Here is a 24,581-nt window from a genome sequence, read left to right on the forward strand (position 1 = left end):
TAGCTGCCCGTCATGGGTGCCCTCGATGGGTATTTGAGAAAGTACGACACGATGAAAACCAACAGGATTTCCTTCCAGGGCGAAGCGGGCGCCAATTCCGATACGGCATGCCGCAACATGTTTCCCGATATGGAGCCGTTGCCGTGCCCGACTTTCGAGGACGCCTTCAATGCGGTGGAAAGCGGGGCCGCCGACCTTGCCATGATCCCCATCGAGAACACGTTGGCCGGACGCGTCGCCGATATTCACTATCTTCTGCCGCTGGCCGACATCCATATCGTCGGCGAATATTTTCTGCCGATCCATTTCCAGCTCATGGTGCTGCCGGGCGCCAAACGTGAGGAAATCCGCACGGTCCATAGCCATATCCATGCGCTCGGCCAGTGCCGCAAGGTGATCCGCGACAATGGCTGGAAGCCGGTGATCGCTGGCGATACGGCGGGTGCTGCGCGTCTGGTTGCTGATGAGCAGGACCGCTCGATGGCCGCTCTCGCGCCGCGCCTTGCTGCCGGTCTTTACGGTCTGGATATCTTGCAGGAAGATGTCGAGGACGCGGAAAACAACGTCACGCGTTTCGTGGTGCTTTCCAAAGAGAAGCAATGGGAGCCGCGTCCGCAAAAGGACGAGCGCATCATCACCACATTCGTGTTTCGGGTTCGCAACGTGCCGGCAGCCCTTTATAAGGCGATGGGCGGATTTGCCACCAACGGCGTCAATATGACCAAGCTCGAAAGTTATCAGCTCGGCGGACGCTTTATTGCCACGCAGTTTTATGCCGATATCGAGGGCCACCCGGAAGACCATAATGTGAAGCTGGCACTGGAAGAACTGGCCTTTTTCTCAAAGGAAGTGCGTATTCTCGGTGTCTATAAGGGCAGTGACGTACGCGGCACGCATTTGCTGGCAGCGGAATAATCAGCTCTCCGCCCATGCCCTGATCAGATGGGTTGCGATAGCGCCGGATGCCGGAACGCGCAGCCCTTTTTCGTGTGTGTCCGAGAGCATGGCGCGGACTTCGGTTTTGGAAAACCAGCGTCCGTCTTCAAGTTCTGAATGGTCGATGGTGAAATTATCGCTCAACACTTCGGCATGACAGCCGATCATAAGCGAATAGGGAAACGGCCATGGCTGGCTGGCATGATAGCCGACGCGACCGATAGCCAGCCCCATTTCCTCAAAGCTTTCGCGCCGAACCGCGGCCTCGATCGTCTCGCCATGTTCGATAAAACCAGCAAGGCAGGAGTAGGAATTGGCGGTAAAATGCGGTCCTCGCGCCAGAATACATTTGTCACCCCTGACCGGCAGCATGATGGCAACCGGATCGGTGCGCGGAAAATGCTCGGCATTGCAATGCGGGCAGACCCGTTTTGCACCACCGGCACGCATCGCACTCTTGTGGCCGCAGCGCCCGCAAAACCGGTGATTGCCATGCCATGCGGTGAGGGCTGCCGCTTGCGCTAAAGCGCCGAGAAGATCGGCTCCCAGCAAGCCTTCCATGTAAAGGCTGCGATAGTCTTGTGCCTTGAACGGGTCTGGCAGGTTTTCGGGATCAAATGGCGTCATCAGAGCTACGATTGGCACGCCATCCTGCATGCCTAACAATATCGGCTCTTCGAGATCTGGCTGGTACCCTCGCGCCTCGTCAAGATCAAACAGCGCTCGCGGTGCCTGCGCATTGCTACAGTCGAGCAGCAGGCGATTGTGTCCCAGCAGCATGATGCGCGTGTCGGGGAGTTCGAGTGCCGTAAAGGCTGAATCATCCTGTCGCTTTTCCGACAGTCGGTCGATGCGGTTCCCGGCAAAGCCAACAAGGCGGCTCGGTTCGATTTCCGGCAGGTCGTAGAGGCGAAAGGCCATAGCTATCTCGGAGTGATGTAGAAAACTATTAAAGCGCTGTACGAATATCGGCAATCAGCTTGTGCGCTTCCTGCTCATCATAGGGTTCACGGGTACCGAACCCCCAGACGGGCCCCGGCCATCCGGCATCGCCTTCATTCCGGGCGATAATATGGAAATGCAATTGGCGCACGATATTGCCGAGTGCGCCGGTATTGATCTTCTGGCATTGGCTCACGCTTTTGAGCGCTTGTGCTGCAATGCCTGCTTCAAAGGTCAGCAGGGTCTGGTCGAGTGGCGTCATATCGTGAATTTCGGTGAGGTCGGCCCGCTGCGGCACTAAAATGAGCCATGGCCAGCGACGGTCGTTCATCAGCCGCAGCTCGCTCAGGCCGAGAAGCGCTACGGAAAATGTGTCAGCATCCAGCCGATTATCGAGTTTGAACTTTTCCATAAGATGATTCTTACCAGCTTTTTTGTCTCTGCGCTTGCTTTTTGCTTCGCAATTGACGATATGCAACGTGGGAGGTTGGTGGTGGACGAGCCACTCGCCAACCGGGTCAGGTCCGGAAGGAAGCAGCCCTAACGAGCATGGCACGGGTCACCGTGCCAGCCTCCCACCTTTCTTACGACGATGATGGCTGTTGATGGTTGATAAGCCAAGGTCGAAGTCACTTTCGTCTCCGGGCCAAACTGTTTAAAGTTCAGTCTGGCAAAAGCGAACAGGGAACGGAAGGGTCGCAATGGACACACAATCCGCCGACTTTGTTGTCGATGGTGGCGCCTATCGCGTTCTCGCCCGCAAATATCGTCCACAAAATTTCAATGATCTCATTGGTCAGGAACCAATGGTCAGAACGCTCAAAAACGCGTTCGAGACCGGCCGCATCGCACAGGCCTGGATGCTGACCGGCGTGCGCGGTGTGGGCAAAACCACAACGGCGCGTATTCTGGCGCGTGCGCTTAATTACAAGACAGACACCATCGACCAGCCGACCATTGATCTCACTGAACCCGGCGAGAATTGTCAGGCGATCATGGAAGGCCGCCATGTCGATGTGATCGAGATGGACGCCGCCTCGCATACCGGCATCGACGATATTCGCGAGATTATCGAACAGGTGCGCTACCGTCCGGTTTCAGCACGTTATAAAGTCTATATCATCGACGAAGTGCATATGCTTTCCACGCAAGCCTTCAACGGGCTGCTGAAGACGCTCGAAGAGCCGCCGCCGCATGTAAAATTCATCTTCGCCACCACCGAAATCCGCAAAGTGCCGATCACGGTTCTCTCGCGTTGTCAGCGTTTTGACCTGCGCCGCATCGAATCGGGAACTTTGGCGGCACACCTGCGCCGTATTGCCGAGGCGGAAGCCATCGAGGTGGACGACGCATCGCTTGCGATGATCGCACGCGCCGGTGAAGGCTCCGCGCGTGATTCGCTGTCGATCTTTGATCAGGCCATTGCGCATGGCGCGGGCAAAGTGGATGCGGAAGCAGTGCGCTCTATGTTGGGGCTTGCCGACCGTGGCCGCATTATCGATCTGTTCGAGATGCTGATGCGCGGCGATGTGGCGGGCGCTCTCAATGAGTTTCGTGCGCAATATGATGTCGGTGCCGATCCTTCGGTGGTGCTGACCGATCTTGCCGATTTCAACCATCTGGTGACGCGGCTGCGGTTTACGCCCGATGTCGCCGAAGACGTGTCACTGTCGCAGGATGAGCGCGTACGCGGACGCGAATTTGCGCAAAAACTTTCCGTGCGTGTGCTTTCGCGCACCTGGCAGATGCTGCTCAAGGGCATTGTCGAGGTCGATACGGCCACAAGGCCTGTGCAGGCCGCAGAAATGCTGCTGATCCGTCTTGCTCATGCCGCGGACCTTCCGACGCTGGATGAGGCCCTGCGCGGGCTTGAGAACGGATCGGTTTCAGCAAGCCGTCCGCCCGTTCCAAATCCCACTTCGGGGGCCGCACGATCGGGCGGCAGTACGCCGGAGTCCCGTGCTAGCGTTGAGGCCATCGGCTCGGCAACCATTGGTTCTGGGATAGGTGGCGCGGCCACGGCGATGCGTATTGTCGAGGCGTCTCAGCAGCCCGTGCAACAACCCGCGCCGCCGCCGCTGGTTGAGACTACGCCGCAACCTTCCGTGCCGATCAACAGCCTTGAGGACATCGTCGCTCTTGCCGACAAGCACCGCGACATGCAGTTCAAGATATTGGTCAAGAATTGCGTGCGCCTTGCAGCGATTGCGCCGGGACGGCTGGAGATTGGCCTCACCGACGATGCGCCGAAAGCGCTGCCAAGTGATATCGCGCAGCATCTTCTCAACTGGACCGGCATTCGGTGGGTGGTGACGGTCGCACGCGATGTGGCAGGACAGACAATTGCCGAAGCCGAAAACGAGCGTCGCGACAATCTGGTGACGGATGCCCGTGCCGATCCCGATGTTGCGGCAATCCTTGCGGCTTTCCCGGGTGCGAAAATCACCGATGTGCGCATTGCCGTACATAATGAAGATGAAGACCTCGATCTTGATCGAGTCGCGGACGCACCCGATATGATGCCCGAAGACGACTGAATTCTTGAAAATAATGGAGTACACCCATGCGTGACATGATGGGAATGATGAAACAGGCGAAGGAATTGCAGGCCAAGATGCAGGCCATGCAGGACGAAATCGCCAATCTGGAAGCCAGCGCCTCGTCGGGCGGCGGACTGGTGAGCGTCACGCTTTCGGGCAAGGGAACGCTTTCGGGTCTGAAAATTGATCCGTCCCTGATGAAGGAAGAAGAGGTTGAAATCCTCGAAGACCTGATCATTGCAGCACACAACGATGCCAAGGCGAAACTTGAAGCCACCATGGCCGAAAAGACCCAGTCGCTGACCGCCGGTCTGCCGATCCCGCCCGGCTTCAAACTGCCGTTCTGATTTCTATGCCAAAGGCCCATGAATTGAGCTAAACCGGGATCATGTCAAAACGAATCGCTGGTCCCGAAATCGAACGCCTGATCCAGCTTCTGGCCCGTGTGCCGGGGCTGGGACCGCGTTCGGCACGCCGCGCGGCGCTGCATCTCATCAAGAAAAAAGAAGCGCTTCTGGTGCCGCTGGGCGGTGCCATGCAGGAAGCGGCTGAAAAAGTGCGCATGTGCTCGTGCTGCGGCAATGTCGATACATCCGACCCCTGCACCATCTGCACCGATCTGCGCCGTGATCAGGCAACACTGATCGTGGTCGAGGACGTGTCTGACCTCTGGGCGCTGGAGCGTGCAGGCACCATGAATGTGCGTTATCATGTGCTGGGCGGGCGCCTGTCACCGCTGGATGGCGTCGGGCCTGACGATCTCAATATCAAGGGGCTGGTGGAAAGGGTCGCGGCAGGTGACATCAAGGAAGTGATTCTCGCCGTCAACGCCACCGTCGAAGGTCAGACTACGGCGCATTATATCACCGACCAGCTTTCCGATTTCGAGGTGCGTGTCACAAGGCTTGCGCATGGCGTTCCGGTTGGCGGCGAACTCGATTATCTCGATGAAGGCACGCTTGCGGCAGCGCTTCGAGCGCGTACTTTATTGTAAAGCGGGAGAGTATGATGTCTGCATGGAAACGCTTTTCTGCAATCGCCTGCGGACTGGCTTTGGCTGTTGCCGCTTCTCCGGTATTTGCAGCGCCTTCAAAAGCGCAGATCGAAGGCCAGTATCGCAACTGGATTGAAAAAGACCTGTGGCCGGAAGCAAAAGCTGCAGGCGTGTCACGCGCTCTTTTCGAGCAGGCTTTCAAAGGCGTGACCATCAACTGGAAGCTGCCTGATCTTGTCGTTCCCGGCGAGAAGCCGAGTGCTCCCAAAACACAAAAACAGGCGGAGTTCGGCGCCCCGGGAAAATATTTCAACGCCAGGACGGTTGGATCGGTTACCAGTGGCGGCGCGGCCCGTTTTAGTCAATATGGCAATCTATTAAAACGTATTGAACAGAAATATGGGGTTCCCGGGCCGATCATTCTGGCGATCTGGGGCCGTGAATCGGGTTTTGGCACGGTCAAGATTCCCTATAATGCCTTCGAGGTGCTGGGCACCAAAGCCTATCTCGCCACCCGCAAGGATATGTTTCGCAAGGAACTGATTGCAGCACTCGAAATCGCATCCAAAGGCTATATCGGCGAAAGTGCCATGAAAAGCTCTTGGGCGGGCGCACTCGGCCAACCGCAATTCATGCCGACTTCCTATTTGAAACACGCAGTCGATTTCGACGGCGACGGCAAGCGCGACATCTGGAATTCGGTCCCCGATACGCTGGCTTCCATCGCCAATTACCTGAAATTACACGGCTGGCAGAAGGGTCGTGACTGGGGTTTCGAGGTCAATGTGCCGCAAGAACTTTCCTGTGCGCTGGAAGGGCCGGATCAGGGCAGGACGATTGCTGATTGGGCAAAGCTCGGTGTGACACGCGTCAACGGCAAGGCTTTTCCAGCCAGCGAAATGCGTGGGCAAGGCTTTTTGCTAATGCCTGCCGGGCGGTTTGGCCCAGCTTTCATCGTTACCCCCAATTTCTATGTTATCAAAGATTACAATATGAGCGATCTCTATGCGCTGTTTATCGGACATGTCGGGGATCGCATTGCTTATGGTTCGGCTGATTTTCAAGGCAAGTGGGGTGATGTCGGCTCGATGTATCGCTCCGACATATTGACCATGCAAAAGCGATTGCAGGCGCATGGATACGATATCGGCAAGGCCGACGGATTGCCGGGTTTCAAGACCCGCCGCTCCATTGGCCTATGGCAGGTGAAAAATGGCATGCCTGCCAGCTGTTTTCCGCAGCCGGAGCTGTTGCATCAGATTCGCTGAACAGTTTTCAATTTCTTATCGATGCATGATCGTGTTTAAATCCTGCGACCCCAAAAGAGGGCGGAGGGATAAACGTGGACGAACAGAATTCAATCTTGTCCCATGCGGCGTATTTTCTACATATCCGCATCATCGCAGGTATTTTCGTGAGCCTGTGTATGTCAAAAATCCTGATGGATCTGACACGTTATATCCAGTTTCCCACGCGCTATAAGCTCAATTATCTGCATATCATCTGGCTGATAACCTTCTCATTGGCAATCATAGAATGGTGGTGGGGCGTATTTGAATGGAGCCATATACTGTCATTCTCGTATAGCTCGTATATATTCGTTGTTCTTTATGCTTTCAGTTTTTATTTTTTAGCCTCGCTCATCACGCCTGGAGACTTGCCGGATCATGAGAGTTTTGATCAATATTTCATGGACATCAGGAGATGGTTTTATTTTTTCTTCGCGCTTAATATTCTGATATCAAATTTTGATTTTTTCTTGAATGATCGCGCTACACTTGATGATCGTGTTGATCTGTTTTTGGCGCTGGTGATGTGCGCGTTCTTTTTGTTCGCGGCACGTTCTCACAGAGCTTATATACAGCGTATAATCGCAAGCATCATTCTGGTGTTGCAGGTTTTGGTGATGGTCGGTGATTTTTTTATCAGCTAGAATACGATCAGGTTGTTTAGAACATATTCATGAATGAATGTACGGCTTTGGTCTGATAACGACCCTCATGCTGCAACACCAGAAACTGGCGCTCCGGCAGAGTAAAATCGGCCTTCACAAGCGTTCCAGCCCCCAGATATGGGGCGGTAACCAGTTCAGATATGGCTGTAACGTATTTACCGGAGCGCACGGCCGAGCAAATAGCTTCGTTGGAAGGGAGATGAAGAGCTACATCAAGCCGCGCCGGATCATAGCCGGCGGCGCGCATGGCATCCTCAAAGACGCTGCGCGTACCCGAGCCCTGCTCGCGCAAAATCCATTTTTCCTTAAAAAGGTGATCCCATGACAGCCGAGCGTCCTTGGCCCAAGGATGGTCGGGCGAGGAAACCAGAATAAGCTGGTCGCTCGCCACTCGGGTTATCAACAAGGTTTCTGCCTGAACACTGCCTTCGACAAAGCCGATATCTGCTTCCCCCCGCCGTATAGCGCCCGTCACACTTTCGGTATTGCCCACAGTCAGCCGGATATCGATCAGCGGATGCGCGGTATGAAATTGCGCCAGATAAGGCGGCAGCCAGTAGCTTGCGATCGTCTGGCTGGCATGTATGTTGAGAATACCGCGTTTGCCCCCGCCAAATTCCGACAGCATCTGTTCCGCAGCACGGGCGCGGGTCAGTGTTGCGCGTGCTTCTTCGAGAAACAGTCCCCCATCGCCGGTCAGTTCAATCCGTCGTCCTATGCGGTTGAAAAGAGTAGCACCATAGCGTTCCTCAAGATTGCGGATAGCAGAACTCACGGCAGAAGGCGTGAGATTGAGTGCTTGCGCGGCACGCGTCAGATGTTCACGCTCTGCGACTTCGATAAAAATGCGTAATTGTTCCAGTGTCATAGCGTCAATCATTCGATAAAATCGAATGAATTATGCCATAGAATGTGATGGAATGAACAGTGAATTTAAAGCATTGAATGAGAAAATAGTTCTCAACATCATCGAAAATTGCGCAATGTCATCCTCAACAGCAAAAGAAATTCTTCCCGGTTTTGCTTTGAGCGTCGCTGTAGCGGCGCTGGCTATGGTGCTTGAAAGGGCCGAGGTACATTACGCCGGTAGAGCCTGGCTTGAGGCGCTCGTCATTGGCATTTTGCTGGGAACGGCAGTGCGCAGTTTTTTGCGCCCCGGTCCGCGCTTTCAAAAAGGTATCGGCTTTTCGGCCAAACAGCTTCTGGAAATCGCTGTGGTGCTTTTGGGCGCATCGATCAGTGCCAGCGCGGTGATCGCCGCCGGTTCCGGCCTCATTCTCGGCATTGCCTGCGTGGTCATCGTGGCGATTGCGCTGAGCTATCTGATAGGGCGGTTGCTCAAACTGCCGCATCGCATGGCGGTGCTGGTTGCCTGCGGCAATTCCATTTGCGGCAACTCGGCTATTGCGGCTGTCGCGCCGGTCATTAAAGCAAATAGCGAGGACGTTGCCGCTTCTATCGCCTTTACCGCCATTCTGGGCGTGGTGGTTGTCTTATGCCTGCCTTTGCTGGTACCGCTTCTCGACCTTTCGCACACGCAATATGGCGTGCTGGCGGGCCTGACCGTTTATGCCGTGCCACAGGTTCTGGCCGCAACCGCACCGGTAGCCGCAATTAGCGTCCAGCTTGGAACACTGGTCAAGCTGGTGCGGGTTCTGATGCTGGGACCGGTTATTCTGGCTCTGGCGCTCATTTCGGGTAATCGCAGCGCAAAGGCGAAGCCTGGCTTTTTCCAACTGGTGCCGTGGTTCATCCTCGGCTTTCTCACCATGATGGCGCTCAACTCGCTTCACCTGATCCCGCAGGCGCTGCTCCCCTTTATCTGGCAGGTTTCGACCGTACTGACCACCATTTCCATGGCAGCACTGGGGCTGGGAGTGGATATCCGCGCCATAGCTGCCGCTGGGGGACGTGTGACGCTTGCAGCAATTCTTTCGCTGGTGACGCTTGGCGGCATCAGCGTGGGGCTCATTCATCTTCTGGCAGTTGCCTGAACCCACAAAAAGAAAAAGCCCGCCGGATAGCGGGCTTTCTCATATTTGCTTGAAGGAACAAAAACCTTAGTTCTTGTCCTGCTTCTTGAGGGCTGCACCAAGGATGTCGCCGAGCGAAGCGCCGGAGTCGGACGAACCGTACTGAGCAACAGCTTCTTTTTCTTCAGCGATTTCGAGCGCTTTGATCGAGACCTGCAGCTTGCGGGACTTTTTGTCGAAGGCGATGACGCGGGCGTCAACCTTCTGACCAACCGTGAAGCGTTCCGGACGCTGCTCGTTGCGGTCACGCGACAGATCTGCACGCTTGATGAAGCTTTCGACATCGTGGTCGACGAGACGCACTTCGAGGCCACCGTCGGTAACGGCAGTCACTTCAACGGTGACGACAGCGTTCTTGCGCAGTTCGCCCGAGGCTGCTGCTTCGCCGACCTTGTCGCCGGAAAGCTGCTTGATGCCGAGCGAGATGCGTTCCTTGTCGATATCGACATCGAGAACGACAGCCTTGACGACTTCACCCTTGTTGTACTCTTCGATGACCTGTTCGCCCGGACGGTTCCAGTCGAGGTCGGAGAGGTGAACCATGCCGTCAACGTCGCCGTCGAGGCCGATGAACAGGCCGAACTCGGTCTTGTTCTTGACTTCGCCTTCAACGATCGTGCCCTGTGGGTACTTGTCGGCAAAGGTCGTCCACGGATTGTCGAGCGTCTGCTTGAGACCAAGCGAGATGCGGCGCTTGACCGGATCCACTTCGAGCACAACGACTTCGACTTCCTGCGTGGTGGACAGAATCTTGCCCGGATGGACGTTCTTCTTGGTCCACGACATTTCGGAAACGTGGATGAGGCCTTCGATGCCCGGCTCGATTTCCACGAATGCACCGTAGTCGGTGATGTTCGTGACAGTGCCGGTGATCTTTTTGCCAATCGGGTACTTTGCGCCGATGCCATCCCAAGGATCGCTCTCGAGCTGCTTCATGCCGAGCGAGATACGATGGGTTTCCTGGTTGATGCGGATGATCTGCACCTTGACCGACTGGCCGATGGTGAGGATTTCCGACGGATGGTTGACGCGACGCCATGCCATGTCGGTGACGTGCAACAGACCATCGATGCCGCCGAGATCGACGAATGCACCGTAATCGGTGATGTTCTTGACAACACCTTCAACGACCTGACCTTCTTCAAGGTTCTGGACGATTTCCGAACGCTGTTCCGCGCGGCTTTCTTCAAGGACGGTACGACGCGAAACGACGATATTGCCGCGACGCTTGTCCATCTTGAGGATTTCGAAAGGTTGCGGCACGTTCATCAAGGGCGTCACGTCGCGGATCGGACGGATGTCGACCTGTGAACGCGGCAGGAAGGCAACAGCGCCGTCGAGATCGACGGTGAAACCACCCTTGACCTGGTTGAAGATGACGCCATCGACGCGTTCGCCATTGGCGAATTTCTGCTCGAGCTTGACCCAGCTTTCTTCACGGCGCGCTTTTTCACGCGAAAGAACAGCTTCGCCCAGCGCGTTTTCGATGCGCTCGACGTAAACTTCCACTTCGTCGCCCGGCTTCATCGAGCCGTCTTTGCCCTTTGCGCCGAATTCCTTCAGCGGCACGCGGCCTTCGACCTTGAGGCCGGCATCGATGATCGCCATGTCTTTTTCGATGGCGACAATGCGGCCCTTGACGACATAGCCTTCGGCCAGATCGTTAGTGGCAAAGGATTCAGCGAGCAGCGACTCGAAATCCGCGCGGGAGGGGTTGAATTCTGACATAAATACTCCTGATGCATCCGGGAATGAAACCACATCGGATGCGGCGCCGGGGGTTGGTGTTTAAGGATATCCGGCCTCGGTCCCGTCTTTTAAGACAACCGGCGCGTGGAACGCGAAGCCAGACTTTATCTCTATGAAAGCAGCTCTATACAGGGCTGTTATGACATTTAGCTGGCATTATGCTGCGTCAAAGCCATATCGATCAGCTTTTTCGCTGCCAGAAATGCCGCTTCTATACTCATTTTACTCGTATCTAGCAAGTGCGCGTCTTTTGCGGGCTTGAGTGGCGAGTCGGTGCGGTTCATGTCGCGTTCGTCGCGCTTGCGAAGATCGGCCAGAATTTCATCGAAGCAGGCTTGCCCGCCCTTGGTTATGATTTCGTCGAAACGACGTTCAGCCCGCACTTCGGGCGACGCTGTGACGAAGAGCTTTATGTTCGCGTCCGGGCAGACCACGGTGCCAATATCGCGTCCATCAAGGACGCTTGCCGGAAGCGCATTGGCAAAATGGCGCTGTGCTTCCACAAGTGCGCGGCGTACGGCCGGCATGACTGCGACTTTGGACGCCGCCTCGCCAATCTCATGGGCGGAAAGCACATTTTTATCCATCGCGGTGAGGTCGAGGTTGCGTGCTGCATCGGCTGCAATAGCCTCGTTATCAAGCGGCAGGCCCTGATCGAGAAGCGCCTTGGCGACCGCGCGATAGGTGAGCCCGGTATCGAGATGGGGAATGCCGTAATGGGTGGCTATGCGCCGGGCAAGCGTTCCCTTGCCCGATGCTGCCGGTCCATCAATGGCAACGATGAAGGATTGTGTCACCGTCCGATCCTCTCCAGAAGTTGCCAGATCAGTCCCGCCATATAGCCCACGAACATGCCGATTGCCGGTGGTATGCACAGGAACAACCAGGGCCGCCACTCGCTGGCGAGGTCATCTAGCATATCGGCATGGCTGACCTTATAATAGACGATAAAGGCCACCGGCAGCACGAAGAGAAACAATGTGGCGGCAAGACCGGGTCTTTGCCTTGGCTTTCCGTCCACCTCGATAGAACCGCTTTGCATGGTAGCCCTGATCGACCAGATCAGAAACGGGACCATCGGCATCAGATAGAGAATTGCCGGTGTGGCCCCGCGAAACAGAAAGCCCAGTGCGTAGAGCACTTGGTCAGTCATCAATCGTCTCGGCTGCGGTGTCGATCCTGCCGCCCAGGCCCGCCATCATATCCATGAATTCGGGGAAGGAGGTGGCGATGATATTGCTGTCATCGACGGTGACGGGTTTTTCCGACGCAAGGCCCATCACGAGAAAGCTCATGGCAATACGATGGTCGAGATGGGTTTCGACCGTGCCGCCGCCAATGCCCTTTCCATCAGGACGACCGCGTACGGTCAATGACATTTCGCCTTCGGTGCAATCGACGCCATTGGCTTCAAGCCCACGTGCAACCGCTGCCAAACGATCCGATTCTTTCACGCGCAATTCATCGAGCCCGTCCATGACGGTTTCGCCTTCCGCAAAGGCCGCGGCAACTGCCAGCACGGGGTATTCGTCGATCATTGACGGCGCACGTTCCGGCGGCACCACGACGCCCTTAAGTTTCGAGGATTTGACGCGCAGATCTGCGACATCCTCGCCACCGGCAAGTCGCGGATTGAGAATGTCGATATCCGCGCCCATTTCCTGCAATGTGAGGATGAGGCCGGTGCGGGTCGGGTTCATCAAAACGTTATGAATGGTCACGTCCGAACCTTCGACGAGAAGGGCGGCGACCAGCGGGAATGCGGTTGACGACGGATCGCCCGGAACGTCGATCACTTGGCCGGTGAGCGTTCCCTGTCCGCTGATGCGGATATGACGTACGCCGTCCTTGTCTGTCTCCACGCTGAGGTCGGCACCAAAACCTTGCAGCATTTTTTCGGTATGATCGCGGGTCATCACGGGTTCAATGACGGTGGTGACACCCGGCGTGTTAAGGCCCGCGAGAAGCACTGCCGATTTCACCTGAGCGGAAGCCATCGGCACACGGTAGGTGATGGGGTTGGCAGTGCTCGGGCCGACGAGGGTTAACGGCATGCGGTCGCCTTCATTGGCCTTCACCTGTACGCCCATCTGGCGCAGCGGATCGAGCACGCGTCCCATCGGGCGGCGCGACAAAGATGCATCGCCGATAAAGGCGGTCGTCATGTCATAGGTGCCGACCAGTCCCATGGTGAGACGAGCGCCGGTTCCGGCATTGCCGAAATCGAGCGGCATTTCCGGCTCTAACAAACAGCCGTTGCCGACGCCGTTGATGATCCAGACATCGCCTTCTTTGCGGATTTTCGCGCCCATGGCTTGCATGGCGCGTCCTGTATTGATGACGTCTTCGCCTTCCAGAAGGCCCGTGATGCGGGTTTCGCCCGAGGCGAGACCGCCGAACATGAAGGAGCGATGCGAGATGGACTTGTCGCCGGGAATGCGGATTTCGCCTGAAAGCGCCTCTGAACGGCGGGACGTTGCGGGTTTCAGGGTCGTGGAATGGGACATGGATTTTTCACTGTCGCATGTTTGGCGCGCTTGCGCCGGGATTGAGAGATAAGCGTTAGCTCCCTAGCATAGGATAATGGCGGGGTCATCCGTGAATAACGCCATTCAATCCGCCGATATGACAGAGTCTTGGCGGCTTGCGTGTCTTTGGCTTTGACAAATGCGCCAAATTACGTTTATGCACCGGATAATATTTAGCAAAGGCGCGTCCGCAGCAAAAAGGAGGCGTCGACCGGAATTAACCATGAGACGTGGCGTGCCGCAGGCACCACAGGCAAATAAACGCACGAGGCTCAACGTGGCAAAAGCTGAACTTGGTACCAAGCGCATCGACCCGGAAACGGGCAAGAAGTTCTACGATCTCAATCGCGATCCGATTGTTTCGCCCTATACAGGTATTTCCTATCCCCGGGCCTATTTCGACGCGACTGCGGAAGCGCGCGTTGTCGAAGAGGAAGCCGAAGAGGAAGAAGTGGATACCGCGCTCGAAAAGCCGGAATTCGTCTCTCTTGAGGATGCCGACGACGAGGCAAAGGGCGGTGATGATCTGCCGGATATCGATGGCGAAGACGATGTCGATCTTGGCGACGATGATGACGACAGCTTTCTGGAAGAAGAGGAAGACGAAGACGATGACGTCTCGGGCATTCTCGGCGGTGGCGTTGGCGGTGACGACGACGAAGCCTGATCTCAGGGGCGGTCTGGTTTAACTGGATTTGAATTTTGGAAAGGCGGCTTTCGGGTCGCCTTTTCGCTATTCTGGGGAGGGTTCTGTTTCATGCAGGAGGGCGTGCGCGGGGCTGGTGCGCAAATTATTTTGCAAGATATTGAGAGAGTTGCGATTTAGCGCTTGATCTTCTGGCGAACGCGATTTAATAAGCCGCCACTCACCTTGAAAGAGGTGTGATGGGGCCATAGCTCAGCTGGGAGAGCGCCTGCATGGCATGCAGGAGGTCAGCGGTTCGATCCCGCTTGGCTCCACCAAAATTTCTTATGCAATCCTGTCATCGTCGCAAATAACTTTTTTTGCCTCTGTCATCGATGCAGTATTTGCCACCACGCGGTCCTGTGCAGATGAAACCGTCGCGGCACGCACATTCACGCGTTGCTGACGATTTCATGTCGGGCTGAGCTGGGCTGATTAAACCTGCTGCTCCCATATAAGCCTGACAGGATTTTTTGCTGCCGCTGACAGAGCCATCATTGCATATGAAAATATCACCGCGACAATGGGATATTCCACCCTTGCTGCCACTGCATGGTTTATTCGCTGCCTGTGAGGGTTCTGTTATTGTACATAGACTGAAAACAAGCAGACTTGCTGCCAAGCCATTTATCCGCATGATAGCTTATATTAAAATATCCCCCTGAAAACCGGAATTAATTTTCAGAAGCCATCAAGCAAGTCAATGTGAAGCAACGGGAAAAACATGGACATGCTTCAAACTCTCTTCTAGAAAACCGTTGCGATATAGGGCGGGTGCATGCTCTGCTGCGACTCTGGGAGGAATGATGAGCACCGAGGCAATCTCAACGCAAGCTTTTGATGAACAACCATTGTGGCAGCCGGATGCCGCACGCGTTGTCACGAGCAATCTGGAGCAGTTCCGCATTCGCGCCGAACAGCGCAGCGGGCTGAGCCTGCCCGATTATGCCGCACTGCATCAATGGTCGGTGGAAGACCGCGCTTCGTTCTGGCGCCTTGTCTGGGATTTTTGCGAGGTCATCGGGGAGCGTGGTGAGACAGACCTGATTGATCGGGGTCTCATGCGGGAGGCAAAATTCTTTCCGCAGGCGGAGCTTAATTTCGCGGAGAACCTGCTGCGACATGAAGGCCGCGACGAGGCGATCATCTTTCGTGGTGAGGACAAGGTCGAGCGCCGCCTGACATGGGATGATTTGCACGCGCTGGTTTCAAAACTCCAGCAATTCATGCTTTCCGAAGGTGTCGAACCCGGCGACCGCATCGCGGGCATGATGCCCAACATGCCCGAGGCTATCGCGCTGATGCTGGCGGCGAGCTCCATCGGTGCCGTCTGGTCGTCGTGTTCGCCAGATTTCGGTGTCGAAGGCGTTCTGGATCGATTCGGCCAGATCGAGCCAAAGCTGTTTTTTGCCTGCGATGGCTACTGGTACAATGGCAAGCGCATCGATGTGGCCGATAAGGTTGCAGAGGTCGTCGCGCGGTTGCCGGGGTTGCACCGTGCCGTGATTGTCACCTATCTGGGCGAGGCGGAGACGGTTGCCGCAAAAGCCGAAAAAGCTGTGGCGCTCGATGCGGCGCTGGATCCGTTTACAGCAACGACCGTCGAATTCACGCGCCTGCCATTCGATCATCCGCTCTGCATTTTGTTTTCCTCAGGCACCACGGGCATTCCCAAATGCATCGTGCATCGTGCGGGCGGGGTGCTTTTGCAGCACCTCAAAGAGCATAGCCTGCATGCTGATATTCGCGACGGCGACCGCTTTTTCTATTTTACCACTTGCGGCTGGATGATGTGGAACTGGCTGGCCTCGGGCATCGCCTCGGGTGCAACGCTCATGCTTTATGACGGCTCACCCTTCTATCCTGACGGTAACGTGCTATTCGATTATGCTGAAGCGGAAAAAATCACCTATTTTGGCACTTCCGCCAAATTCATTGATGCGGTGTTGAAATCAGGACTGAAGCCCCGCGAGACGCATGATCTCTCCGCCTTACGCACAATTTCTTCTACCGGATCGCCTTTGTCGCCGGAAGGTTTTGCTTTCGTCTATGATGCCATCAAATCCGACGTGCATCTGGCCTCGATTTCCGGCGGCACGGACATTGTGTCCTGCTTCGTGCTGGGTGTACCGACCGAGCCGGTCTGGCAGGGCGAAATTCAGGGGCCTGGTCTGGGTCTGGCTGTCGATGTCTGGGATGATGAGGGCAGGCCGGTCAGGGGTGAGAAGGGCGAACTCGTCTGCGCCCAAGCTTTTCCCTGTATGCCGCTCGAATTCTGGAACGATCCTGACGGCAGCAGGTATCAGGCCGCTTATTTTGAACGTTTCGACAATATCTGGTGCCATGGCGATTTTGCGCAATGGACAGACCACGACGGTATTATCATTCACGGACGCTCGGATGCGACGCTCAATCCGGGTGGGGTGCGCATTGGCACGGCAGAGATTTACAATCAGGTCGAGCAATTGCCGGACATTGCCGAGGCGCTGTGCATCGGGCAAGACTGGGACGGGGACGTACGTGTTGTGCTGTTCGTGCGGTTGGCTGAGGGCGTCGAATTGACCGACGATCTCGTCGCACGTGTCAGAACCAAAATTCGAACAGGCGCGACACCGCGCCACGTTCCCGCAAAGATCGTTGCGGTCAGCGATATTCCGCGTACCAAGTCGGGCAAGATCGTCGAGCTTGCGGTGCGCGATATTGTGCATGGCCGCGAGGTCAAGAACCGCGAGGCGCTGGCAAATCCGGAAGCTCTCGAGCTTTATCGCGATATTGTGGCACTCCAGCAAGACTGACGCCTCAAGGAACGGGAGCGCAGGAACACGGTTTTTCGTTGTAGCTGCGGGCACTTGGCCTCTTGCAAACGCAGGCCGGAAATGCATTCTTGTTCCATTATGAAAGTTCGCTCCCTGTGCGGAGCATTTTTCCGAAAGGGCGAAGGCGATTTCGGATAATATTATGGCTCCTACCGTCTGACGGTGAGGGTGGCGAGCTTTTGGATTGACCCTTTGAAATCATATGATGAGCAAAAGGGAGGGCCCGGCAATCGCATGGCATATCGTGCTTTTTGATTGACCGGTAAGGGTTGTTTCGGGGGTCGACAAGGCATGTCGCCCTACCAAAGGAGAAAAGATATGAATCTCAAGCTTCTGTCAGGCGTGGCTTTCGCAGCCACCCTCGGCTTTGCCAGCACCGCTTATGCCGATATCACCATCGGTGTTCTTGCTCCGCTGACTGGCCCTGTTGCCGCTTTCGGCGATCAGGTCAAGAAGGGTGCGGAAACCGCCGCCGAAGTCATCAATAAAAACGGCGGTATCAATGGCGAGAAAATCGTTCTGAAATTTGCCGACGACGCTGGCGAGCCAAAGCAAGGCGTTTCTGCCGCTAACCAGCTTGTGGGTGATGGCATCAAGTTTGTCGTCGGTCCGGTTACCACCGGCGTCGCTATTCCCGTCTCCGACGTTTTCTCAGAAAACGGCGTCCTCATGGTCACGCCGACCGCAACCGGCCCAGATCTCACTGCACGCGGACTGGAAAACGTATTCCGCACTTGTGGCCGCGATGATCAGCAGGCCGAAGTCATGGCCGCTTACGTTCTGGAGAACCTCAAGGACAAGAAGGTCGCCATCGTTCATGACAAGGGTGCCTATGGCAAGGGTCTGGCTGATTCCTTCAAGGCCGCGCTCAACAAGGGCGGCGTTACCGAAGTACATTATGATTCTGTCACTCCCGGTGACAAGGATTTCAGTGCACTCGTGACCAAGATGAAATCAGCTGGCGCCGAAGTGATCTATTTCGGCGGTTATCATGCTGAAGGCGGTCTGCTGTCGCGCCAGTTGCATGATGCAGATCTCAAGGCGCTGGTGCTCGGTGGTGAAGGGATTTCCAATACCGAGTTTTGGGCAATCGGTGGCAGCAATGCGCAGGGCTCACTCTTCACCAATGCTGCTGACGCGACCAAGAACCCGGCGTCCAAGGATGCACTCGAAGCGCTGAAGGCCAAGAATATTCCGGCTGAAGCTTTCACCATGAATGCCTATGCTGCCATGGAAGTCATCAAGGCGGGCATTGAAAAGGCCGGCTCTGCGGACGATTCCGCTGCGGTTGCCAAGGTTTTGCATGGTGGCGAAGCCATTGAAACGGCAATTGGTTCGCTCACTTATGGCGAAAATGGCGATCTTTCTTCGCCAAGCTTCGACATTTTCAAGTGGGATGATGGCAAAATCGTCGGCGTCGAATAAGAAGCAGCATGTCAAACAACGAAGCGCCGGGGCATTGCCCCGGCGTTTTGCGTTTTGGGCAAGTGTTTACACCGGAGGGAGGAGTGCTGCTCGGGACCTGCTCCCGATCTCGACGATTTCCCCGGTTTGTGCGTGGAAAAAGTTGTTACGCCAGTTCTCTATCATTCAAATGAGCGTATATTGTTATTTTATAATAAATGAATAATTTAATATTTGTATTGATTTTAAAATTATTAGAATAAAAATTATTATCGGTGTTTTTATGCTTGTATTGTTCTGAATATCTGGCAACAGTAAGACATTGAAATGACGCATACAAAATATACTGATTTTTAAAGATAAATTTTTGATAAGCTTTATTGCCGGGCGGCGTGACGTCATCGGGTGATTGGATGCTCTATTCGATAACCGGATGTAAAATGCTTGTGGCGTTTAGCGTTAAGGTTTCGTTAACTATAATTGCTTAGATTTGGCTATGAACGTCAGAGGGGCGGAGCGGGTTTATGCAGCTCTACAGGTTTGATGATAAAAAGCTTTTGATCGAGGCCATTGTCGCGCTTCTTAATCGCGGTGTGCAGCCTGACGAGCTTGATCTCGTGCTTAGCAGGATTGGTCCGGTTGATCTGGATCTCATGCAACATTGTCTGGACGAGGTCTGGAGTTACAATAGTGTAAAACCCGCGACTATGGTTATGGCGGCCTGAGCGAGCGCTCCGGAACGTGTGCAGCTGTTTTTGGAAAAGTTGCGGGGTTCAAAACCAATATTGAGAGCGGATCGCATTCTGTCAAATTACGACAGGATGTGAAGTGAGTGCATCGGACCAATCTATTCGGAATTGTCCGTCCTGTCATAAACTTGAAACGGAGAGCCGTTAAACCTATCCTTGTATCAGGAATTCACTGGTACGGCGACCGCGGATGAACCGGCGTCAATTTCCAGTGAAAGCAGAAGGTCGGGCTTGTCCCGGCCTTTTTCGTTTCAGTATGATATTTTATCAATTCTTTTCCAAATCAGAGGCATCCCAATACAATGATACGCCATATTGTACTGATTAAATTCAAGGCTGATCTTGGTGCAGCTACCATAGGGGAGGCGCTGAATTCTGTCCTCACCCTCAAGGACAAGATTGATGGTATCCTCGCCATCACAGTCGGGCCAAATAACAGTTCTGAAGGGCTGAATAAGGGGTTTGGTCACGGCTTCGTGGTGGATTTTGTCGATGCAGGCGCCCGTGACGCTTATTTGCCTCATCCAGAGCATGTGAAAGTTGGCACGGCGCTTGTCGAGGCGGCCGAGGGCGGGCTGGACGGTATTCTGGTTCTCGATTATGAAGTCGTGGGCGGTGCATCAAAATGACTTCAGTCGTCTTTTAAAAATAGAGTTTTTTATAAAAGAAGCCCACCGACACCCATGCGTGCGAGGTCTGCGCCATTCAGATCTATGCCTGCCATAAGTCGGTCGAGCACCGGGTCGAGGCTGTTGCCACGCACACTGCGTGCCGAACCGGGTGCTGCAATGATATATTTTCCGCGACGCTTCCCCAGCACGAGCAGATTGCCCGGGTCAACCGGTACGCCGATGCGCAGGATTTTTCCGCCCGACATCAGGATTGAACGTGGCAAGATATCGGCAGCATCGGCGACAGCCGACGCGCTGAACATTACCAGAATATCGCAATCTTGCGCGACAGCACCTATGGCTGCGGCCAGCGCTTGCGTGTCATGGGCGACGCGTTGTTCCGTGACAAGCTGACCGCCATTGCGAGCAACCCGCTTCTTCATGATGTCGCGGGTCTTATCGAGAACCGAATCGCGTGTCGAGGGCAAGCGCGATTGCACGAGACCGACGCGCAAGGGCCGGAAAGCTTCGACACTGACGGCCGGGACTTTGCCGAGAAGAGAGCAGACTGCATCCACGCTCGATTCGGGAATTGCAAAGGGAATGATCTTGATTGTCGCAACCATCTGGTCCTTTTCAACACGCGTATAGCTGTAGAGGGTCGCCAGTGAAATGCTCGGGTCGAGAGCGTTGAGGGCATCGACGCTTGCCTTGTTAGCGCAGAACACCCCGTCAGCTTGTGCAAAAAGATTTATACGTCCGGCGGTAGCGTCGCCTGCCGCAATTGTGGTCGTTGCAAGCGCTTCGCCTATCCTTCGGGCGGCTTCGTCCTCGCCGATATCGCCGTGTTCAAATCTCGCTGCCAGAACTTGGTCGCAACCACCTTGCCGGAGAAGGGCGATATGCTCCGCTGTCAGAGTGGTTCCTTTACGCAGATTTATCGTACCTGCATCTACCGCATAGGCCAGAACTGCCCCTTCGGCTTCTTCTAACGGCAGTTCAGCAAAGATCATGCTTTCGTTTCCATGGCTTAGTTTCCAGGTTTTGGTTCCCAGTTTTTGGTTCCATTGTCTGGCCAACGCGACAATGCCCGCGGTCATAGCTATGGGCATAAACATTTTCAGCAGAAACAAGAAATGGTTTGTTGGGAGCTAGCTTTCATCTCAACGACGTCGTCTGCACGTAAAAGGACTAGTGCGGAGGCAGGCGCGACAATCCTATACAGCACAATTTTGAAGAGACGGGTGACAAACGCAATTATTCATTATAACGGTACGTTTGGAATTTTCAGAATTTACCGAAAACTGGAAAAGACGCTTGTGCCGGATTTGAAGTTTGCGGCGTGTCGGTCTGACGGCCCCCCATGTTGCAACGTCTCCTGAAAGCGATTTCAGGTTCAAACCAACCGGCTTCTTAATCGCCCGGTGCGATCAGGTGATTTGAAAGACCTGCTCACTTGTTTCAGTGGGTAAGTGTTCATGTCTCCAGATAGCAGCGGTGCAGGATGGAAAGATAAATGAAACACGGCACCCCCCGGACGATCGCTTCGTTCGCCGTACTGGCCCTGATTACGTTTCTCGCTGGCTGCGAGAATCAGGTCCTGCTCTCTCCCAAGGGAGAGGTCGGCATGGCTGAACGCGATCTCATCTTTTTTGCGACAGGCCTGATGCTGCTCGTCGTTCTTCCCGTTATCTTCATGACGCTGTTCTTCGTCTGGAAGTACCGCGCCACTAACGAGGAGGCTGATTACCAGCCTGACTGGCATCATTCGACAAAGATCGAGCTTGCCGTGTGGCTTATTCCCGTGGCGCTGATCATCGTTCTTGGAACGGTGACATGGTTTGCGACGCATAAGCTTGATCCCTATCGTCCGCTGGAATCGAGCGTCAAGCCGATCAATGTGGAAGTGGTGGCGCTCGATTGGAAATGGCTGTTCATTTATCCAGATCAGGGAATCGCGACCGTCAATGAAATGGCGATGCCAGTCGATGTGCCGGTCAATTTCAAGCTGACCTCCAGCAACATCATGAATTCCTTCTTCATCCCGGCGCTGGGCAGCATGGTCTATACCATGCCGAGCATGCAGACCAAGCTGCATCTGATTGCCAATCATGAAGGCAATTTTGACGGCATTTCGGCCAATTACAGTGGTCAGGGCTTTGCCCAGATGCGTTTTCGGGCGCATGCCTATAATCAGGCCGACTTTGACAAGTGGGTTGCTGATGTGAAGGCCAGAGGCGAAGAACTCAGCCGCGAACGGTATGCTTCGCTGGTCCAGCCGAGCGAAAAGCACCCGCCACAATTCTTCACTTATAATGACAAGGCGCTGTTCCACAATATCGTGAACCGCTGCTGGGATGGGCAGTCTGTCTGTCTTGATGATGAAATGCATCGCCAGCAGATGATCAGGGAGGCGCGCGCCACCCTGCGCAAGTCTTCGCCCGTCGATTTCAGCCAGTGGGCGAACGACGTCATTTGTGCAATTGCGCCTCAGCGTCTTACGCAGCTGGAAACGCCTCAGCGTCAGAACTGAATGGTCGATTTAGCTGCGATCTCACGTGAGGTCGCGGTCAAACGCATTCAATCCTTTGTTTCAAGCAGTTCCGGCCAATGAGGCGTCATCGCCTTCTTTCGGAGCTGCGCCAATCGAAGCGTGAAAAATAATGTTCGGAAAACTTACGCTTGAAGCCATTCCTTACGATCCGATCATTCTGACCACTATGGTCGGTATCGGCGTCGTCGGCTTCGCCATCTTTGCAGCCATTACCTATTTTCGCAAATGGGGTGTCCTGTGGACGGACTGGCTGACATCCGTCGATCACAAGCGGATCGGCATCATGTATATCATTCTGGCGCTGGTCATGCTGTTCCGCGGCTTTTCGGATGCCGTCATGATGCGGGCGCAGCAGGCCTTGGCCTCGGGCGCCAATGAAGGCTTTTTGCCGCCGCACCACTACGATCAGATTTTTACGGCGCACGGCGTGATCATGATCTTTTTCGTGGCGATGCCCTTCATTGTTGGTCTGATGAACTTTGCCGTTCCGCTTCAGATCGGTGCGCGCGATGTTGCCTTTCCCTACCTCAATTCACTGAGCTTCTGGCTTACAGTTGCAGGTGCCATTCTGGTCAATATCTCGCTCGGTATCGGTGAATTCGCCAAGACCGGCTGGCTTGCCTATCCGCCGCTATCGGGTAAAGAATTCAGCCCGGACGTCGGCGTCGATTATTATCTCTGGGCCTTGCAGATTTCGGGTATGGGAACGCTTCTGTCTGGCGTCAACCTGATCACCACCATCATCAAGATGCGCGCGCCCGGCATGGGCATGATGCAGGTTCCGGTTTTCACGTGGACGTCGCTCTGCTCGAACGTATTGATCGTCGCTGCCTTCCCGATCCTGACTGTGACGCTGTCCCTCTTGACGCTTGATCGTTATCTGGATTTCCACTTCTTCACCAATGACAGTGGCGGCAATCCGATGATGTATGTCAACCTCATCTGGATCTGGGGGCACCCGGAAGTCTATATTCTTGTGCTCCCCTGCTTCGGAGTCTTCTCGGAAGTGGTGGCGACCCTGTCGGGCAAGCGCCTGTTCGGTTATGCATCCATGGTCTACGCGACGGTTGCTATCACAATCCTGTCGTTTCTGGTCTGGGTGCATCACTTCTTCACCATGGGTGGTGGTGCCAGCGTCAACGCGTTCTTCGGTGTTGCAACCATGATCATCTCGATCCCGACAGGGGCCAAGGTCTTCAACTGGTTGTTTACAATGTATAAGGGCCGCGTGCGCATGGAAACGCCCATGCTCTGGACGGTCGGCTTCATGTGCACCTTTGTGGTGGGCGGCATGACCGGCGTTCTGCTCGCCGTCCCACCTGCGGATTTCGTGCTGCACAATTCGGTGTTTCTGATCGCCCACTTCCATAACGTCATCATTTCAGGCGTGCTGTTCGGTTGTTTTGCTGGTCTCATCTACTGGTGGCCCAAGGCATTCGGCTTCAAGTTGCACGAAGGTCTCGGCCGCAAGGCGTTCTGGTGCTGGCTGGTCGGCTTTATCATGGCCTTCATGCCGCTTTATATCCTTGGACTGATGGGCATGACGCGGCGTCTTAATCACACTGAAAATCCAGCTTGGCACATCTATCTCATCATTGCGGCAATCGGCGTCGCAATCATCCTGTGCGGGATCGTACTGCAGGTTCTTCAGATCATGGTCTCGATTCGCGATCGTGAAAAACTGCGCGATACCAATGGTGACAGCTGGGGTACGGGCCGCACACTGGAATGGTCGATCTCGTCACCGCCGCCCTTCTACAATTTCGCCGAAGTGCCGCATGTGCGTGACCATGACAGCTGGTGGGATATGAAGAAACACGGTTATGTCCGCCGCACCGAGAAATTCGCGCGCATTCATATGCCGAAGAATACCGGTACCGGCTTCATCATCGGCATGCTGACCATTCCGCTCGGTTTTGCGCTGGTGTGGCATATCTGGTGGCTGGCGATAGCAGCCGGTCTCGCCGTTCTTGCAACCGCCATCATCCATTCCTTCAACAATGACAGGGACTATTATGTCTCGGCCGAGGAAGTGCAGAAAGTCGAAGACGTTCGCACCCGGCAATTGTCGGCTCAGGAGGCGTGA

General features: G+C 55.0%; 22 protein-coding genes, 1 tRNA gene and 1 other RNA gene. 16 read left to right on the plus strand and 8 right to left on the minus strand.

Features of this window, described 5'->3' with window-relative positions; translation table 11 throughout:
* The first annotated feature begins 51 nt into the window (after window positions 1-51).
* Window positions 52-915, plus strand: a complete 864-nt coding sequence (locus tag AAIB41_RS10090; protein WP_343313195.1) for a prephenate dehydratase — start codon at window positions 52-54, stop codon at window positions 913-915.
* Here AAIB41_RS10090 and nudC read toward each other — a convergent pair whose 3' ends face one another.
* Together nudC and AAIB41_RS10100 are read right to left on the minus strand one after the other, a co-directional pair.
* Window positions 916-1,857, minus strand: coding sequence for an NAD(+) diphosphatase (gene nudC, locus AAIB41_RS10095; RefSeq protein ID WP_343313196.1), 942 nt, complete (start codon window positions 1,855-1,857; stop codon window positions 916-918).
* A gap of 28 nt (window positions 1,858-1,885) precedes the next feature.
* The gene (locus AAIB41_RS10100; protein ID WP_343313197.1) at window positions 1,886-2,290 is read right to left on the minus strand and encodes an HIT family protein; all 405 of its coding nucleotides are present in this window, start codon (window positions 2,288-2,290) and stop codon (window positions 1,886-1,888) included.
* Window positions 2,291-2,360: 70 nt separating this feature from the next.
* Between AAIB41_RS10100 and ffs the strand changes: the two genes are divergently transcribed.
* The 6 genes from ffs to AAIB41_RS10130 all read left to right on the plus strand — a co-directional run bounded on the left by ffs (window position 2,361) and on the right by AAIB41_RS10130 (window position 7,345).
* An RNA gene (ffs, locus tag AAIB41_RS10105) (signal recognition particle sRNA small type) lies at window positions 2,361-2,457 on the plus strand.
* Window positions 2,458-2,579: 122 nt separating this feature from the next.
* The gene (locus tag AAIB41_RS10110) at window positions 2,580-4,415 is read left to right on the plus strand and encodes a DNA polymerase III subunit gamma/tau (protein WP_343313198.1); all 1,836 of its coding nucleotides are present in this window, start codon (window positions 2,580-2,582) and stop codon (window positions 4,413-4,415) included.
* 26 nt (window positions 4,416-4,441) lie between these two features.
* On the plus strand, window positions 4,442-4,765 hold the full coding sequence (locus tag AAIB41_RS10115) for a YbaB/EbfC family nucleoid-associated protein (protein ID WP_343313199.1): 324 nt from the start codon (window positions 4,442-4,444) through the stop codon (window positions 4,763-4,765).
* Window positions 4,766-4,806: 41 nt separating this feature from the next.
* Window positions 4,807-5,412, plus strand: a complete 606-nt coding sequence (recR, locus tag AAIB41_RS10120; RefSeq protein ID WP_343313201.1) for a recombination mediator RecR — start codon at window positions 4,807-4,809, stop codon at window positions 5,410-5,412.
* Window positions 5,413-5,426: 14 nt separating this feature from the next.
* Complete coding sequence (locus tag AAIB41_RS10125) at window positions 5,427-6,680, plus strand: lytic murein transglycosylase (RefSeq protein ID WP_343313202.1); 1,254 nt, start codon at window positions 5,427-5,429, stop codon at window positions 6,678-6,680.
* A gap of 74 nt (window positions 6,681-6,754) precedes the next feature.
* Window positions 6,755-7,345 (plus strand): hypothetical protein, encoded by a 591-nt coding sequence (locus AAIB41_RS10130; protein WP_343313204.1) that lies wholly within the window; start codon window positions 6,755-6,757, stop codon window positions 7,343-7,345.
* Window positions 7,346-7,361: 16 nt separating this feature from the next.
* Here the strand turns inward: AAIB41_RS10130 and AAIB41_RS10135 are convergent, their stop codons facing one another.
* The gene (locus tag AAIB41_RS10135; protein ID WP_343314734.1) at window positions 7,362-8,234 is read right to left on the minus strand and encodes a LysR substrate-binding domain-containing protein; all 873 of its coding nucleotides are present in this window, start codon (window positions 8,232-8,234) and stop codon (window positions 7,362-7,364) included.
* A 115-nt stretch (window positions 8,235-8,349) separates the two neighbouring features.
* Between AAIB41_RS10135 and AAIB41_RS10140 the strand changes: the two genes are divergently transcribed.
* Window positions 8,350-9,360 carry a YeiH family protein gene (locus tag AAIB41_RS10140; protein WP_343314735.1) on the plus strand — a complete coding sequence of 337 codons (1,011 nt, stop codon included), beginning with the start codon at window positions 8,350-8,352 and terminating at the stop codon, window positions 9,358-9,360.
* 66 nt (window positions 9,361-9,426) lie between these two features.
* On the opposite strand, the gene rpsA is transcribed toward AAIB41_RS10140, so the two are convergent.
* The 4 genes from rpsA to aroA all read right to left on the minus strand — a co-directional run bounded on the left by rpsA (window position 9,427) and on the right by aroA (window position 13,655).
* Complete coding sequence (gene rpsA, locus AAIB41_RS10145) at window positions 9,427-11,127, minus strand: 30S ribosomal protein S1 (RefSeq protein WP_343313205.1); 1,701 nt, start codon at window positions 11,125-11,127, stop codon at window positions 9,427-9,429.
* 167 nt (window positions 11,128-11,294) lie between these two features.
* On the minus strand, window positions 11,295-11,945 hold the full coding sequence (gene cmk / locus AAIB41_RS10150; RefSeq protein ID WP_343313207.1) for a (d)CMP kinase: 651 nt from the start codon (window positions 11,943-11,945) through the stop codon (window positions 11,295-11,297).
* A complete protein-coding gene (locus AAIB41_RS10155) occupies window positions 11,942-12,301 on the minus strand; it encodes a hypothetical protein (protein ID WP_343313209.1) in 360 nt (119 codons plus the stop codon). The genes cmk and AAIB41_RS10155 overlap by 4 nt, the downstream gene beginning before the upstream one ends.
* Complete coding sequence (gene aroA, locus AAIB41_RS10160; protein ID WP_343313211.1) at window positions 12,294-13,655, minus strand: 3-phosphoshikimate 1-carboxyvinyltransferase; 1,362 nt, start codon at window positions 13,653-13,655, stop codon at window positions 12,294-12,296. The genes AAIB41_RS10155 and aroA overlap by 8 nt, the downstream gene beginning before the upstream one ends.
* Window positions 13,656-13,953: 298 nt before the next feature.
* On the opposite strand from aroA, the gene AAIB41_RS10165 reads away from it, so the two are divergent.
* The 6 genes from AAIB41_RS10165 (at window position 13,954) to AAIB41_RS10190 (ending at window position 19,959) form a co-directional block, all read left to right on the plus strand.
* Window positions 13,954-14,343 carry a TIGR02300 family protein gene (locus AAIB41_RS10165; RefSeq protein ID WP_343314736.1) on the plus strand — a complete coding sequence of 130 codons (390 nt, stop codon included), beginning with the start codon at window positions 13,954-13,956 and terminating at the stop codon, window positions 14,341-14,343.
* Between the two features lie 220 nt (window positions 14,344-14,563).
* Window positions 14,564-14,639, plus strand: a tRNA-Ala gene (locus AAIB41_RS10170).
* A 528-nt stretch (window positions 14,640-15,167) separates the two neighbouring features.
* Window positions 15,168-17,156: an acetoacetate--CoA ligase gene (locus AAIB41_RS10175; RefSeq protein ID WP_343314737.1), complete on the plus strand. Its 1,989-nt coding sequence runs from the start codon at window positions 15,168-15,170 to the stop codon at window positions 17,154-17,156.
* 339 nt (window positions 17,157-17,495) lie between these two features.
* Window positions 17,496-18,602, plus strand: coding sequence for a branched-chain amino acid ABC transporter substrate-binding protein (locus tag AAIB41_RS10180; RefSeq protein ID WP_343313212.1), 1,107 nt, complete (start codon window positions 17,496-17,498; stop codon window positions 18,600-18,602).
* Window positions 18,603-19,105: 503 nt separating this feature from the next.
* Window positions 19,106-19,306: a hypothetical protein gene (locus AAIB41_RS10185; protein WP_343313213.1), complete on the plus strand. Its 201-nt coding sequence runs from the start codon at window positions 19,106-19,108 to the stop codon at window positions 19,304-19,306.
* Between the two features lie 326 nt (window positions 19,307-19,632).
* Window positions 19,633-19,959: a Dabb family protein gene (locus AAIB41_RS10190; protein WP_343313214.1), complete on the plus strand. Its 327-nt coding sequence runs from the start codon at window positions 19,633-19,635 to the stop codon at window positions 19,957-19,959.
* 29 nt (window positions 19,960-19,988) lie between these two features.
* Here the strand turns inward: AAIB41_RS10190 and AAIB41_RS10195 are convergent, their stop codons facing one another.
* A complete protein-coding gene (locus tag AAIB41_RS10195) occupies window positions 19,989-20,954 on the minus strand; it encodes a molybdopterin-binding protein (RefSeq protein ID WP_343313215.1) in 966 nt (321 codons plus the stop codon).
* A 503-nt stretch (window positions 20,955-21,457) separates the two neighbouring features.
* Between AAIB41_RS10195 and cyoA the strand changes: the two genes are divergently transcribed.
* Window positions 21,458-22,474 (plus strand): ubiquinol oxidase subunit II, encoded by a 1,017-nt coding sequence (cyoA, locus tag AAIB41_RS10200; protein WP_343313217.1) that lies wholly within the window; start codon window positions 21,458-21,460, stop codon window positions 22,472-22,474.
* Between the two features lie 130 nt (window positions 22,475-22,604).
* On the plus strand, window positions 22,605-24,581 hold the full coding sequence (gene cyoB / locus AAIB41_RS10205; RefSeq protein ID WP_343313219.1) for a cytochrome o ubiquinol oxidase subunit I: 1,977 nt from the start codon (window positions 22,605-22,607) through the stop codon (window positions 24,579-24,581).

This window comes from Brucella sp. BE17, from assembly GCF_039545455.1.
In the GTDB taxonomy this organism is placed as follows: domain Bacteria; phylum Pseudomonadota; class Alphaproteobacteria; order Rhizobiales; family Rhizobiaceae; genus Brucella.